This window comes from Azospirillum sp. UENF 211521 (assembly GCF_058780535.1).
Window position 1 is genome coordinate 1,791,569 of the sequence record NZ_JBSNCF010000001.1, and the last position, 14,852, is coordinate 1,806,420.

Below are 14,852 nucleotides of genomic sequence, written 5' to 3' on the forward strand. Positions count from 1 at the left end.
AAGGATGTTTCAGCCATGGCAGCGAAATTCGACCTGAACGACGACAGCGTCGTGGTGATCGTGGGCTCCGGGGCCGGCGGCGGCACGCTGGGCACCCAACTGGCGCTGAAGGGCATCAAGACGGTGATCCTGGAAGCCGGCGGGCGCCACAACATGGAGGATTTCCAGAACGACGAATGGGCCAGCTTCGCCCAGATCTCCTGGCTCGACCCGCGCACCACCTCGGGAAGCTGGCGGGTGTCGCGCGACTTTCCCGGCCTGCCGGCCTGGATCGTCAAGGCGGTCGGCGGCTCCACCGTGCACTGGGCGGGTGCGGCGCTGCGCTTCCAGCCGCACGAGTTCAAGACGCGCACCGCCTACGGCGAGCTCGCCGGCGCCAACCTGCTGGACTGGCCGATCACGCTGGAGGAGCTGGAGCCCTGGTACGCCAAGGCGGAGGACCGCATGGGCGTCACCCGCACCAACGGCATCCCCGGCCTGCCCGGCAACAACAACTTCAAGGTCCTGAAGGCCGGCGCCGACAAGATGGGCTACAAGGAGTGCCACACCGGCAACATGGCCATCAACTCGGAGCCCCGCGACGGGCGCGGGAGTTGCCAGCAGATCGGCTTCTGTTTCCAGGGCTGCAAATCCGGGGCGAAATGGTCGACCCTGATCGCCGAGATCCCCAAGGGCGAGGAGACCGGCAAGTTGGAGGTCCGCGCCAACGCCCAGGTGCTGAAGATCGAGCATGACGCCAAAGGCAAGGTGACCGGCGTCGTCTACGCCGACAAGGACGGGGCGATCCAGCGCCAGAAGGCCCGCATCGTCGCGGTGGCCGGCAACTCCATCGAAAGCCCCCGGCTGTTGCTGAACTCCGCCTCCTCGCTGTTCCCGGACGGACTCGCCAACTCCTCCGGGCAGGTGGGGCGGAACTACATGCGGCACATGACCGGCTCGGTGTACGGCGTGTTCGAGAAGCCGGTGCGCATGTACCGCGGCACCACCATGGCCGGCATCATCCGCGACGAGGCGAAGAACAAGCCCGACCGCGGCTTCGTCGGCGGGTACGAGATGGAGACCCTGTCGCTCGGCCTGCCCTTCATGGCCGCCTTCCTCGACCCCGGCGCCTGGGGGCGGGAGTTCACCTCGGCGCTCGACGGCTACGACCATATGGCCGGCATGTGGCTGGTCGGCGAAGACATGCCGCAGGAGAGCAACCGCATCACCCTGCACGCCGACAAAAAGGACAAGCACGGGATGCCCGTTCCCAACGTCCATTTCGACGACCACCCCAACGACGTCGCCATGCGCCAGCACGCCTACCGCCAGGGAATGGCGCTGTATGAGTCGGTGGGGGCGACCCGCAGCTTCCCGACGCCGCCCTACCCGTCCACCCACAATCTGGGCACCAACCGGATGAGCGAGAAGGCGCGCGACGGCGTGGTGAACAAGTGGGGCCAGACCCACGACGTGGCGAACCTGTTCGTCTCCGACGGCTCGCAGTTCACCACCGGCGGCGCCGAAAACCCCACCCTGACCATTGTCGCTCTGGCGCTGCGGCAAGCCGACTACATCGCCGGCCAAATGGCCAAGAACGCGATCTGACCCTGTACTGTCCCATTATTCGGGACGCCGCGCGGATTACAGCCCCTCTCTTCCGGACGGAGGAGGGGGGCACTCTTTTGCGCTCAGGCCGTCTCGCGTTCTTTTTCCGGGGCGGTGACGGCGGCCGGAATCCGCGCCGGAAGACCGGCGGCGGCCACCGCGGCGAAATCGGTGCGCGCCTCCCGCTCCAGCTCCTCCACGCAGGGGCGGTGGCCCTTCACCTCCTGGGCGTAGGTCAGGCAGGCGCAGCGCAGCAGGCCGGCGAAGTTGCGCCGCTCCACCCCGCGGGCCAAGACTTCGTCGTGCAACTTTGACAAGAAGCGGCCCAGCGAGACGCCCTGCATCGCCGCGATTTCCTCCAGCGCGTCCCAGAAGGCCGCCTCCAGACAGACGCTCGTCGAGTGACCGCTGAGGCGGACCCGCCGGGTTACCATGCGGAAGCGCTCCGGGTCCTGACCGGCAAAAATTCGGCACATCCCTCGTCTCCTTCCAAACTTCCCCGACTCCTTGAATGCACTATGAACGGAAAATCCGTCATGCGCATTAATTTCCGAAAGTTGGCACCCGCTCAGGTGTAGTGAAGGGAAAGAAACGTCACCGTTTCCGCGTGCGTCGAAAGACAGCGGAGACGCACAGTCCTCCCCAACCATCGCCCCCGCCCGCTGAAATATGCGCTTACCCCAGCCAACCCGGCGCAAAAGAACGAGCGGTGAGAATTCGGGGAACCGTTTCCGCAGCGCATTTCTGTCACGGAACCCACCCCGGCCGACCCCGTTATTGGTTTCCGGTTTTCGACGCCATTCCGCTGCGCCGCAAAAATCCACTGTATTCGTGGCGAATTCCCGGCGGCAACCCGACGATACGTCATTGATGAGAGGATGGAAACATGAGTTGGGCCGGCCAACACCAGTTCCCAATCGGCAGAAACCGAAAAAGAACACGTCCGACCGCCGACTCTCCACACTCCGAGATCACCGCTCCACCCTCGCAGACCCTGATCTGCTTTTCGCACCTGCGCTGGAGCTTCGTTTATCAGCGTCCACAACATCTTATGTCGCGATTCGCGCGTGACCACCGCGTGCTGTTCGTCGAGGAGCCGATCCACAACGACACGCCCGAGCCCTGGCTGGACGTGCGCGAGGATGAGGGCGTCCTCGTCCTGGTGCCCCGCCTGCCCGCCGGCCTGGACGGCGAGGCGGCCGTCACCGCCCAGCGCCAGCTTCTCGACCGCTATCTGGCCGAGGAGGGGGTGACCGACCCGATCCTCTGGTACTACACGCCGATGAGCCTCGGCCTGTCCGGGCATCTGCGCGGGGCGCTGGTGGTCTACGACTGCATGGACGAGCTTTCGGCCTTCCACGGCGCGCCGCCGGAACTGGTCGAGCGCGAGCGGCAGCTGATGGCGCGGGCCGACGTGGTGTTCACCGGCGGCGTCAGCCTCTACGAGGCCAAGCGCACCCTGCACCCCAACGCCCACCCCTTTCCCAGCAGCGTCGACGTCGCCCATTTCGCCGCCGCCCGCGGCATCGTCGAGGAGCCCGCCGATCAGGCGGCCATCCCGCACCCGCGGCTCGGCTTCTACGGCGTCATCGACGAGCGGCTGGACATCGCCCTGCTCGACGCCGCCGCCGCGGCCCGGCCCGACTGGCAGTTCGTCCTGGTCGGCCCGGTGGTGAAGATCGACCCGGCCGATCTGCCCCACCGTCCGAACATCCACTATCTCGGCCCGAAGAGCTACGACGACCTGCCGCACTATCTGGCGGGCTGGGACGTCGCCCTGATGCCCTTCGCGCGCAACGAATCCACCCGCTTCATCAGCCCGACCAAGACGCCGGAATATCTGGCCGCCGGGCGCCCGGTCGTCTCCACCTCGATCACCGACGTGGTGCGCGGCTATGGCGACAGCGGGGTCGTGCGCATCGCCGACGCGCCGGAGGATTTCGTCGCCGCCGTCGCGGCCGCCCTGGCCGACGCCGCCGACCCGGAACGGCTGCGCGCCACCGCGGACCATGTCCTGCGCGACATGTCCTGGGACAAGACCCAGGGCCGCATGAAGACGCTGATGGAGCAGGCCCGCCAGCGCGGCCGCGCCGCGCCGCCGGCCCACCGCCCGGCGCCGGCGATCCATCCGTCCAGGCATCCGGCCAAGCACGCCAATGGGCACGCCAACGGGCGCGCCGCCGGCCGCCGCTCCGGCTTCGACTATCTGATCGTCGGGGCGGGCTTCGCCGGCAGCGTGCTGGCGGAACGTCTGGCGGCGGGGTTGAACAAGCGCGTCCTGCTGATCGACCGGCGTCCGCACATCGGCGGCAACGCCTACGATCATTACGACGATGCCGGTGTGCTGATCCACCGCTACGGCCCGCACATTTTCCACACCAACGCCAAGCCGGTCGCCGACTATCTGTCGCGCTTCACCAAGTGGCGCCCCTACGAGCACCGCGTCCTGGCGCGGGTGGACGAGCGGCTCGTCCCCATCCCGATCAACCGGACGACGGTCAACCAGCTCTACGGGCTGGACCTCGACGAGGCCGGCGTCGCGGAGTTCTTGAAGAGCCGGGCGGAACCGGTGGCCGACGTCCGCACCTCGGAGGACGTGGTGGTCGGCGCGGTCGGGCGGGAGCTGTACGAAAAGTTCTTCCGCGGCTACACCCGCAAGCAATGGGGCCTCGACCCCTCGCAGCTCGACAAGGCGGTCACCGCCCGCGTGCCGACGCGGACCAACGACGACGACCGCTATTTCGGCGACAGCTTCCAGGCGATGCCGCTGAACGGCTACACGCGCATGTTCGAGAGCATGCTCGACCACCCGAACATCAAGGTGATGCTGAACACCGATTTCGACGACGTGCGCGACGAGATCGCCTACGACCGCATCGTCTTCACCGGCCCGATCGACGAGTATTTCGGCCACCGCTTCGGCAAGCTGCCCTACCGCTCCCTGACCTTCCGGCACGAGACCGTTGACCGGGAGTGGTTCCAGCCCGTCGCCGTGGTGAACGAGCCGTCGGAGGCGGTGCCCTACACCCGCGTCACCGAGTACAAGCACCTGACCGGGCAAAGCCACCCGAAGACCAGCATCACCTACGAGTACCCCTCCGCGCAGGGCGATCCCTACTACCCGATCCCCCGCCCGGAGAACCAGGAGCTGTTCCGCAAGTACCAGGCGCTGGCCGACAACACCCCGGACGTGATCTTCCTGGGCCGGCTCGGCACCTACCGCTACTACAACATGGACCAAGTGGTAGCGCAGGCGCTCGCGGTCTACGCCCGCCTGGAGAAGGAGGAGCAGCAGAGCCGCGGTCTCGCCGCCGCCGCGCGGGCCTTCGGCTCGCTGGGCGCGGAGCGGGAGGTGCGGGTCGCGGGGATGGGGGATTAGGCGCACCCTTGCCCCCACCCTTCCCACGGCTTCGCCGCGGGCCCCTTCCCTCCCCCGCTGCGCGGGAGAGGGAGCTTAATCCCCTCCCCTGCGAAGCGGGGGAGGGTTAGGGAGGGGGCAATGCCTTCCCAACTCCCCGCCTTCTACAAAGAGCACCCCCCATGCACACCCCCACCCTGTTCGACAGCGTCTTCCTCGGCGGCTTCGAATGCTCGACGCACCGGCGGCACGACGGGCGCCGGCTCGACCTGATCGCGGCGACCGGCCACGACCGGCTGGCCGCCGAGGACTACCGGCGCATGGCCGCGCACGGCCTGCGCAGCGTGCGCGACGGTGTGCGCTGGCACCTCATCGAGACCACGCCGGGCCACTACGACTGGTCCAGCCTGCTGCCCATGGTCCGCGCGGCGCGGGAGGCCGGGGTCCAGGTGATCTGGGACCTCTGCCATTACGGCTGGCCGGACGACATCGACGTCTGGCGCCCCGCCTTCGTGGAGCGCTTCGCCCGCTTCGCCGGAGCCACAGCCGCCCTGCTGCGCGACGAGGGCGTGGAGGCGCCCGCATATTGCCCGGTCAATGAAATCTCCTACTGGGCCTGGGCCGGCGGTGACATGAAGCGCTTCAACCCGATGGCCGAGCGCCGCGGGGCCGAACTGAAGCACCAGCTCGTCCGCGCCAGCATCGCGGCCATCGACGCGATCCGCGCCGCCGACCCGCGCGCCCGCATCGTCCAGGTCGATCCGGTCATCAACGTGCTGCCCCGCCCCGACCGCAAGGGCGACGCCGGGGCCGCGGAGGAGGCCCGGCTGGCCCAGTACGAGGCGTGGGACATGATCGGCGGCTACGCCTGGCCGGGGTTGGGCGGCAAGCCGGAGTATCTGGACGTCATCGGGGTCAACTACTACTCCGACAACCAGTGGTTCCTGAAGGGCGGCACCATCGGGCGCGACGACCCGCGCTACCGCCCCTTCGCCGACATCCTGGCGGAGGTGCACCGGCGTTACGGCCGCCCGGTCCTGGTGGCCGAAACCGGCGCCGAGGGCGACGCCCGCGCGCCCTGGCTCGACTATGTGACGGGGGAGGTGATCGCGGCTCTGAAGGCCGATGTGCCGGTGGAGGGCGTCTGCCTCTACCCGATCCTCGACTATCCCGGCTGGGCCAACGACCGCCATTGCGAGACCGGACTCTACGGCCTGTGCGACGAGGATGGCGGGCGTTGCCTGTATCAGCCGCTGGCCGCCGCCCTGGAGCGCGCGCAGGCCCGCGTCGGCGCGCTGCTCAGCCAGCCGCAATCCACCCGGCCGGAACTCCAGGCGGCTCAATGAGCGGTTCCAACACGGACACCATCCCGGACCGTCCCGGCCGCTTCCTGCTGCGCTACATCCGGCGGCGGCCCTGGTCGTTCGGCGGGCTGTTCTCGGTGATCGTGGCGGCGGCGGGCTGCGCGGTCGCCGTGCAGTACGGGATGAAGCTGCTGATCGACGCCATGGCCTCCCCCGACCGGGCGGCGGCGGACGTCTGGACTCCGCTCGGGCTCTTCCTGGGCTTCATCGCGGCGGAGAACGTGCTGTGGCGGCTGGGCGGCTGGCTCGGCTGCCGGACGGTGCTGGCGACCGGCGTGGACATGCGGCTGGACCTGTTCCGGCACCTGACCGGCCATTCGATGCGCTACTTCTCGGAGCATCTGGCCGGGTCGCTGGGCAACCGCATCGCCGCCACCGAGAACGCCGCCACCACCATCTTCCGCACCCTGACCTGGAGCATCGTCCCGCCGGTCACCGATTTCCTGGGGGCAGTGCTGGTGCTGCTGACCATCCATTGGGGCATGGCGGCGGCGCTGGTGATGTTCGCCGTGGTGGTCGCCGTCGCCATCGTCGGGCTGGGGCTGCGCGGCCGGACGGTGCACCACGCCTTCGCCGAACAGTCCGCCCGCACCAACGGCGAGCTGGTCGACGTGGTGTCCAACGTCTGGACGGTGAAGGCCTTCTCCGCCCGCGGGCGCGAACGCGAGCGCCTGCGGCAGGCCTTCACGGTGGAGGCCGGGGCGCACCGCCGGAGCTGGATGCATCTGGAGAAGACCCGCGTCGTCCACGACATCTGCCTCTGGGTGATGGCCGGGTCGATGCTGCTGTGGGCGCTGCTGCTGTGGCGGGACGGCACGATCACCACCGGCGACGTGGTGATCGTCAGCGCGCTGACCTTCCGCATCCTGCACGGCTCCCGCGACCTCGCCTTCGCGCTGGTCACCGCCACCCAGCAGGTCAGCGCCATCGACGAAAGCCTGCGGGTGATCGCCCGCCCGCACGACGTGCTCGACCCCGTGCCGGCCGAACCCGCCAAGCCCGGCGGCGGCGCCATCGCCTTCGACCGGGTCTCCTACCGCTATCCCGAAGGGCGCAAGGTGCTGGAGGACTTCAGCCTGACCATCCCGGCCGGGCAGAAGGTCGGGCTGGTCGGGCCGTCGGGGGCCGGCAAGTCCACCATCATCAGCCTGATCCAGCGGCTGGACGATGTGCAGCGCGGCGACATCCTCATCGACGGCCAGCCGCTGACCGCGCTCGCCCAGGACGACCTGCGGGCCAAGATCGCCGTGGTGCCGCAGGACATCGCGCTGTTCCACCGCCCGATCCTGGAGAACATCCGCTACGGCCGCCCCGACGCCAGCGACGAGGAGGTGTTCGAGGCGGCCCGCCACGCCTTCTGCGACGGCTTCATCCGGCAGTTGCCGGAGGGCTACGGCACGCTGGTCGGCGAGCGCGGCGTGCGGTTGTCGGGCGGGCAGCGGCAGCGGCTGGGCATCGCCCGCGCTTTCCTGAAGAACGCGCCGATCCTGATCCTCGACGAGGCGACCTCCGCCCTTGACACCCAGTCGGAGCAGGAGATCCAGGCGGCGCTGGCCGATCTGGCCCAGGGGCGGACCGTGGTCGCGGTGGCGCACCGCCTGTCCACCGTGTCGGCCTTCGACCGCGTGCTGGTCCTGGTGGACGGCCGCATCGCCGAGGACGGCCATCCCACGGAGTTGCGGCGGCGCGGCGGCTTGTTCAACTCCTTGTGGCAACTCCAGGCGCAGGGCTTCGCGGCGGAATAGACAGGGCCTGCCCGGCGACCTCCGCACCGTGGCGCGGAGGTCGCATCAGCCGGATCGGTTAGGGAAGACCACCCTTCGACGGGCTATCTTTCCGCGCGTCGTGTGTTAAGACACCAGACGCAACCTCGCCTCGGCCCGAAAGCTCGATGAAAGCCACGACCGACGATAGCACTCCCAAACAAAGCACATCCATTTCGCGAAAAACCCGTGGGGCAGGCCCATGACGGACCTGCCGGTGATGGGCGGCGACCTCGATTTCCTGTCGGGCGGCGGCGAGATGGGGGAGCGGATGCGCTCCCACGACTGGGCGTCCACGGCGCTCGGCCCGCCGGAGGGCTGGCCGCAGAGTCTGCGCACCATCGTCAGCGTCGTCCTGTCCTCCCGCCAGGCGATGTTCGTGGCCTGGGGGCCGGAGCTGTCGTTCCTCTACAACGACGGCTATGTGCCGATCTTCGGGTCCAAGCATCCGGAGGCGCTCGGCCGCCCATTCGCCGAGGTGTGGTGGGACATCTGGGACCAGATCAAGCCGCTGGTCGACCGCACGCTGGCCGGCGAGGCGTCCTGGTACGAGGATTTGCTGATCCCGATGGAGCGCCGGGGCTTCCGCGAGGACGCCTGGTTCACCTTCTCCTACACCCCGGTGCGCGGCGAGGACGGGCGTATCCCCGGCATGTTCTGCGCCGCCATCGAGACGACCTCGCAGGTGCTCGCCGCCCGGCGCACCGACTTCCACCTGAAGCTGGAGGCGCGGCTGCGCCAACTCGCCAACCCGTTCGCCGTGGCCGCGGCGGCGGAGGAGGCTCTGGGCCGTCACCTGGGGGTCAGCCGCGTTGGTTACGGCGTGGTCGACGAAACCGCCCGCTTCTTCACGACGGAGCGGAACTGGACCGACGGCAGCGTCGACCATCAGGCCGGCACCCATGACCTGCTGAGCTTCGGACCGGAGCTTCTGGACACACTGCGCAGCGGCGGGACGCTGACCATCCACGACGCCGCGGCGGACCCGCGCTTCGCCACGCCGGACCGGCAGGCCGCCTTGGCCGCGCTGAACATCGCCTCCGCCGTCACCACCAGCCTCGTGAAGAACGGGCGGATGGTCGCCCTCCTCTACGTCCACGACCGGAAGCCCCGGCACTGGCACCCCGACGAGGTCCGTCTGGTCGAGGAGGTGGCGGAGCGCACATGGTCGGCGCTGGAGCGCGCCCAGGCGGAGGAATCGCTGCACCGCGCCAACGCCCGCCTGGCCGCGGAGGGGGAGCAGATGCGCAACCTCTTCCGGCAGTCGCCCAACTTCATGTGCGTGCTGCGCGGCCCCGACCATGTGTTCGAGCTGGCCAACGACTCCTACCGGCAACTGGTCGGCGACCGACCCCTGATCGGCAAGCCGGTGCACGAGGCCATGCCGGAGGTCGCCGGCCAGGGCTTCTTCGAGTTGCTGGGCCGCGTGTACGACGGCGGGAAGCCCTTTGTCGGACACGCCCTGCCGGTGCGCGTCGCCCGCCACCCCGGGGCGCCGGTGGAGGAACGCTTCATCACCTTCATCTACCAGCCGATCAAGGACGCTGTCGGGCGGGTGACCGGGATCTTCTGCGAAGGCAGCGACGTCACCGAGGCCAAGCATGCCGAGAACGCGCTGCGCGATCTGAACGCCACGCTGGAGCAGCGCGTCGCCGAGCGCACCGCCGACCGCGACCGCATGTGGCGCCTGTCCACCGACGTCATGCTGGTGGCGCGCTTCGACGGCACCATCACCGCGGTGAACCCAGCCTGGACCAGCCTGCTTGGCTGGACCGAGGAGGAATTGGCGGCGCGCAGCTTCTTCGACTTCGTGCATCCGGACGATCTGGAGCGCACGCGGGCCGAGGCGGCGCGGCTGGGCGCCGGGCACACCACGCCGCGCTTCGAGAACCGCTACCACCACAAGGACGGTCATTACCTCTGGCTGTCCTGGGTCGCCGTGCCGGACGACCGCTTCATCCACGCCGTGGGCCGCGACATCACCGCCCAGAAGGAGGCCGACGCCGCCTTGCGGCAGACCGAGGAGCAGCTTCGCCAGGCCCAGAAGATGGAGGCGGTCGGCCAGTTGACCGGCGGCGTGGCCCATGACTTCAACAACCTGCTCCAGGCGTTGGAAGGCTGCCTGTCGATGATCGGGCGCCGCACCGGGGAGCCGCAGGTCCATGTCCTGCTCGACGCCGGCCAGCAGGCGGTGGGGCGCGGGGCCAAGCTGGTGCAGCAGCTCATGGCCTTCGCCCGGCGCGACAGCCTGCGCCCGGAATCCATCGGCGTGCGCGACCGGGTGCTCGCCATGTCGGCGCTGCTGGAGCGGGCGCTGCGCGCCGACATCGCGCTGGAGCTGCGCCTCGGTGACGATCTCTGGCCCGTCGAGGTCGACCCGACCCAGTTCGAGCTGGCGGTCATCAACCTCGCCGTCAACGCGCGCGACGCCATGCCGTCCGGCGGGCGGCTGACGGTGGAGGCGGTCAACAGCGTGTTTGCGGCCGGCGATCCGCGGGGAGTGGAGGGTGACTTCCTGCACCTGTCGGTGTCGGACACCGGCTGCGGCATGCCCGCCGCGGTCGCCGCCCGCGCCTTCGAGCCGTTCTTCACGACCAAGGACCTCGGCAAGGGGACGGGGCTGGGGCTGGCCCAGGTCTACGGCCTCGCCCGGCAGGCCGGCGGCACCGCCTGGATCGACAGCGCGCCGGACCACGGCACGACGGTGCATCTGCTGCTCCGGCGCTCCGGCGTGGCTCCGGCGGTGGAGCCCGCCCTTCCCGTCGCCATCGTGCCGCCGTCGGGCGGCGCGCGGCGTCATGGCCGCGTCCTTGTGGTGGAGGACGATCCCATCGTTGCCATGACCGTCAGCACCGCACTGGAGGACGCCGGGTTCGCCGTGCTGTCCGCCGCGAACGCCGAGGAGGCGCTGCCCCATCTGGCGGACGACGGGGTCGACGTGCTGCTGAGCGACGTGGTGATGCCCGGTGGAATGAGCGGCATCGATCTGGCCCGCGAGGCCCGCGAGCGGCGGCCCAGCCTGCCGGTCATCCTGGCGACCGGCTACAGCGAGGACATCGCCCGCGCCACCGGCATCCCGGTGCTGGCGAAGCCCTACCGGATCGACGAGCTGGTCGGGCGGATCGACGCGATCCTGATGGGCCAAGCAGAGGAATAAAGAGGCCGGGAAATAAAAAAGGCGGAGCCCCCGGGAGGGCTCCGCCTTGGCCGGCCGCGATCCGGTTGCTCAGATGTGGTCGGAGGACAGGATGGCCTCGGCGTCGCCGCCGGTGCCGCGGCCCGGCAGGACCGCGTTCAGGACGACGCCCATCAGCGCCGACAGCGCCATCGAGGAGACGACGAAGCCGCCGTCGCCGAACTTCAGCGACGCCCCGCCGATGCCGATCACCAGGATGGTCGAGGAGATCAGCAGGTTGCGCTTGTCGCCCAGATCGACCTTGCCCTCGATCAGCGTGCGGATGCCCGAGGAGGCGATGACGCCGAACAGGGCGATGGACACGCCGCCCATCACCGCCGTGGGGATGCTCGACAGGAAGGCCGACAGCTTGCCCACGAAGCCCAGGATGATGGCAAGGGTCGCCGCCCCGCCGATCACCCACACGCTGAAGACGCGGGTCACCGCCAGCACGCCGATGTTCTCGCCGTAGGTCGTCGCCGGGGGTCCGCCCAGCACACCCGCCACCATGGTCGCCACGCCGTCGCCGAACACCGAGCGGTGCAGGCCCGGATCGGCGATGAAGTTGCGGCCGACGACACGGCTCAGCACGATCTGCCCGCCGATGTGCTCCGCGATGGTGACCAGAGCCACCGGCGCCACCAGCAGGATCATCGCCCAGGCCGACACGCCCTCCTTCATGCCGGAGAACAGCAGGTGGAAGTCGGGCATACGCAGGAAGGGCGCGGCGGCGACCGGCCCGAAGTCCACCATGCCGAAGACCACGCCCAGAACATAGCCGGTCAGGATGCCCAGCAGGATCGGCACCACCGTGAAGAAGCCGCGCAGCACGATGGAGTAGAGGAAGATGCTGCCCAGCGTCGCCAGCGCGAGCAGGAAGTGCGGCAGGCTGTATGCGCCGCCGCCCGCGGTGTTCTGCGCCATGCCCACGGCGACCGAGGCGAGGCCGAGGCCGATCACCACGATCACCGGCCCGACGACGATGGGCGGTAGGATGGCCAGCAGCCAGCGCACGCCGAAGGCGCGGATCAGCAGGGCGACCGCCACATAGACCGCCCCCGCCGCGCAGGCCCCGACCAACGCGCCGCCGGTTCCGCCGATCTGGGTGGCGGCGACGATCGGGCCGATGAAGGCGAAGGAGGAGCCCAGATAGGCGGGCAGCCGCCACTTGGTGAAGGCCAGGTAGATCAGGGTGCCCAGGCCGCTGGTGACGAGCGCCACCGACGGGTCGAGGCCGGTGAGGATCGGCACCAGCACGTTGGCGCCGAACATGGCGAACAGGTGCTGGAGGCTGAGCAGGAGGAAGGTGGCCGGGGGCGGACGGTCGTGGACGTCCAGCACCCGGTCGCGCGGGGCTGTCATGAACTGCGGTTCCCGTGTCGGTGGTTGCGCGGCAAGGGTTACTCCGCGACGGCCTGCCCGGTCAAACGCCACCATGCGGAATTTTTCGGCAGATGCCCCCGCCAAGGCCCGGCGGCACCGCCAGGGACGTGAAATCATTCAACTGTTGCCCAAGCCATAGGCCATTCGTTAGTATGATGCCCAATAAAATTCCCGTGGATGGACATGAAACTGCGTTCCTGCACGCATTGCGGGTTTGAGCGCTTGCCCGTAGAGTGAATGGACGCATGGCCGACGAACTGTTTGCACAACTTACAGACACCCTGTCGTCGGCGAAGACCGTGGAGGAGCTGACCCGGCCCCTGCTGTCGCTTCTGGAACTGGTGACGGAGCTGGAGGCCACCTACCTCACCCGCATCGAACTGGAACATGGCATCCAGCGCATTCTCTTCTCCTGCAACACCAAGACCCTGACGATTCCCGAAGGGCTGGCCGTTCCGTGGGAGGGCACGCTGTGCAAGCGGGCGCTCGACGAGGGGAAGCTCTACACCGACGACGTGCCCAGCTGCTGGGGCGACTCCGAGGCGGCGGCGGCGCTGGGCATCCGCACCTATGTCAGCACGCCGGTCCATCTTGACGACGGCAGCCTGTTCGGCACGCTCTGCGCGGCCAGTTCGGAGCAGAAGCCGCTGACGCCCAAGGGGGAGCAGGTGCTGCGCCTGTTCGCCTCGCTGATCGCCCTCCATGTGCAGCGCGAACAGCTTCTGAACCAGTTCCGCGACCTGAACGCGGCCCTGGAATCCTATTCCTACACCGACGCGCTGACCGGCCTGCCGAACCGGCGCGCCGTCGTCGCGGAGCTGCACCGGCTGTTCGCCCTGGCCGAACGGGCCGGACAGAGCGTGCTGATCGGCTTCATCGACCTCGACGGCTTCAAGGCCATCAACGACACCCACGGGCACGAGGCCGGCGACGAATTCCTGACCGAGGTGGGGCGGCGCATCGGCACCGGGCTGCGGGCCGGCGACACGCTGGGCCGGCTGGGCGGCGATGAATTCATCATCGTCGGCATGGGCGCCACGCCCGGCACGGAGGGGGATGAGGCGGCCGACGCGCTGCGCGAGCGGGTGGAGCCGCTGATCCGCGGCGCCTACCGGCTGGGCGGCTGCGCCTTCGACTATCCGGGGGCGAGCGTCGGCGTGGTCAGCGCCGACCCGAGCGCCACGACGCCGGACCACGCGCTGCGCGCCGCCGACGCCGCCATGTATGTCCAGAAGAGGATCCGGCGGGCCGCCCGGGCCTGACGCCGTTTTCGGCGAAGCCTCTTACGGGCCGCCGGCCACGCTCCAGGGATCGGGTGCGGTCACTTCGTAGGGCTGGGCGATGCCGCCCATCGACAGCGCGTGGACCGAATTGCTGGAGAAGCCGCAGGCCTGTTCCGGATTCACGGCGGCGTTGGGACGGAAGGCGTAGGGCCGCGGCGCGTCGGGCGACACCGAGGTGGCCTTGGTCCGCACGACCAGTCCGTGGCCCGTCGGAACGCTCTGCTCCACCCAGATCCAGAGAACGTCCGGGTTGTCGCGGAAGCGGGCCAGCAGGGTGGACAGCGCCTCCGTGCAGGCGGCGTGTTCGAGCTGGTGGGCACCGCGATCGATGATGGCCGAGGCCGGCCCGGACGAGGACGCGTCCGCGGGATTCCAGGTGAACGCCATGAGACCGGACAGAGCGATGCCAGCGATGGAGGTTCCCCAGAGAACCCCGGCGTCGAAACCGGAATCACCGTGACGGCTGGAATGATCGCGCATCGTGGCCCCTCTGATAAAACACTCAACCGCGGCAACCGGCGTCTGCAATGTCCCCGTCTGTTTGACAGGAACGCAGGCCCGTGACCTTGATCCAGAACAAGCACTTTATAAGCTCGCCCGGTTCATTGCTTATTGTGCACCGCAACATCTGCCCGTCAACACCCGCCGGAAGCATGGCAGGGCTGATTCCGCGCGCTTTCACGCCCGCGTGGCGATGAACGCGGCAATTTGCCGCTCCTCCGTGCCGGAGCACCGTGACGACCGGCGGATGCGCCGTTGGCCGGCAGGCTCCCAGACAACGGTCCCGGCGGCGACATGGTTCCCGTCGCCGTCCGATTCGCCAACAAAGTCAGTTGGTTATACTTACGCACATTCAGGATTACAAACGAAGCCCGCCCTTCAATCCCACGCCGCCGGGTCGATTGCGGAGACCCGGACGCCATTCCCTTTCGCCCGTGC

The 14,852-nt window shown here is 69.0% G+C and carries 9 protein-coding genes; 6 read left to right on the plus strand and 3 right to left on the minus strand.

What is annotated here, in order from left to right; genetic code table 11:
* Positions 1 to 15: 15 nt before the first annotated feature.
* The gene (locus ACWPN5_RS08410; protein ID WP_492295172.1) at positions 16 to 1,587 is read left to right on the plus strand and encodes a GMC family oxidoreductase; all 1,572 of its coding nucleotides are present in this window, start codon (positions 16 to 18) and stop codon (positions 1,585 to 1,587) included.
* Between the two features lie 83 nt (positions 1,588 to 1,670).
* Here the strand turns inward: ACWPN5_RS08410 and ACWPN5_RS08415 are convergent, their stop codons facing one another.
* On the minus strand, positions 1,671 to 2,063 hold the full coding sequence (locus tag ACWPN5_RS08415) for a ribbon-helix-helix domain-containing protein (RefSeq protein ID WP_145687080.1): 393 nt from the start codon (positions 2,061 to 2,063) through the stop codon (positions 1,671 to 1,673).
* A 575-nt stretch (positions 2,064 to 2,638) separates the two neighbouring features.
* On the opposite strand from ACWPN5_RS08415, the gene glf reads away from it, so the two are divergent.
* The 4 genes from glf (at position 2,639) to ACWPN5_RS08435 (ending at position 11,229) form a co-directional block, all read left to right on the plus strand.
* Positions 2,639 to 4,966 carry a UDP-galactopyranose mutase gene (glf, locus tag ACWPN5_RS08420; protein ID WP_492295173.1) on the plus strand — a complete coding sequence of 776 codons (2,328 nt, stop codon included), beginning with the start codon at positions 2,639 to 2,641 and terminating at the stop codon, positions 4,964 to 4,966.
* Positions 4,967 to 5,127: 161 nt separating this feature from the next.
* Complete coding sequence (locus tag ACWPN5_RS08425; RefSeq protein ID WP_492295174.1) at positions 5,128 to 6,291, plus strand: beta-glucosidase; 1,164 nt, start codon at positions 5,128 to 5,130, stop codon at positions 6,289 to 6,291.
* On the plus strand, positions 6,288 to 8,054 hold the full coding sequence (locus ACWPN5_RS08430) for an ABC transporter ATP-binding protein (protein WP_492295175.1): 1,767 nt from the start codon (positions 6,288 to 6,290) through the stop codon (positions 8,052 to 8,054). Before ACWPN5_RS08425 ends, ACWPN5_RS08430 begins: the two co-directional genes overlap by 4 nt.
* A gap of 220 nt (positions 8,055 to 8,274) precedes the next feature.
* The gene (locus ACWPN5_RS08435) at positions 8,275 to 11,229 is read left to right on the plus strand and encodes a PAS domain-containing protein (RefSeq protein ID WP_492295176.1); all 2,955 of its coding nucleotides are present in this window, start codon (positions 8,275 to 8,277) and stop codon (positions 11,227 to 11,229) included.
* 69 nt (positions 11,230 to 11,298) lie between these two features.
* Here the strand turns inward: ACWPN5_RS08435 and ACWPN5_RS08440 are convergent, their stop codons facing one another.
* The gene (locus ACWPN5_RS08440; RefSeq protein ID WP_145687070.1) at positions 11,299 to 12,609 is read right to left on the minus strand and encodes a solute carrier family 23 protein; all 1,311 of its coding nucleotides are present in this window, start codon (positions 12,607 to 12,609) and stop codon (positions 11,299 to 11,301) included.
* A gap of 266 nt (positions 12,610 to 12,875) precedes the next feature.
* On the opposite strand from ACWPN5_RS08440, the gene ACWPN5_RS08445 reads away from it, so the two are divergent.
* On the plus strand, positions 12,876 to 13,892 hold the full coding sequence (locus ACWPN5_RS08445) for a sensor domain-containing diguanylate cyclase (protein ID WP_492295177.1): 1,017 nt from the start codon (positions 12,876 to 12,878) through the stop codon (positions 13,890 to 13,892).
* A 21-nt stretch (positions 13,893 to 13,913) separates the two neighbouring features.
* Here ACWPN5_RS08445 and ACWPN5_RS08450 read toward each other — a convergent pair whose 3' ends face one another.
* Positions 13,914 to 14,393, minus strand: coding sequence for a hypothetical protein (locus ACWPN5_RS08450; protein WP_145677789.1), 480 nt, complete (start codon positions 14,391 to 14,393; stop codon positions 13,914 to 13,916).
* Positions 14,394 to 14,852: the final 459 nt, after the last annotated feature.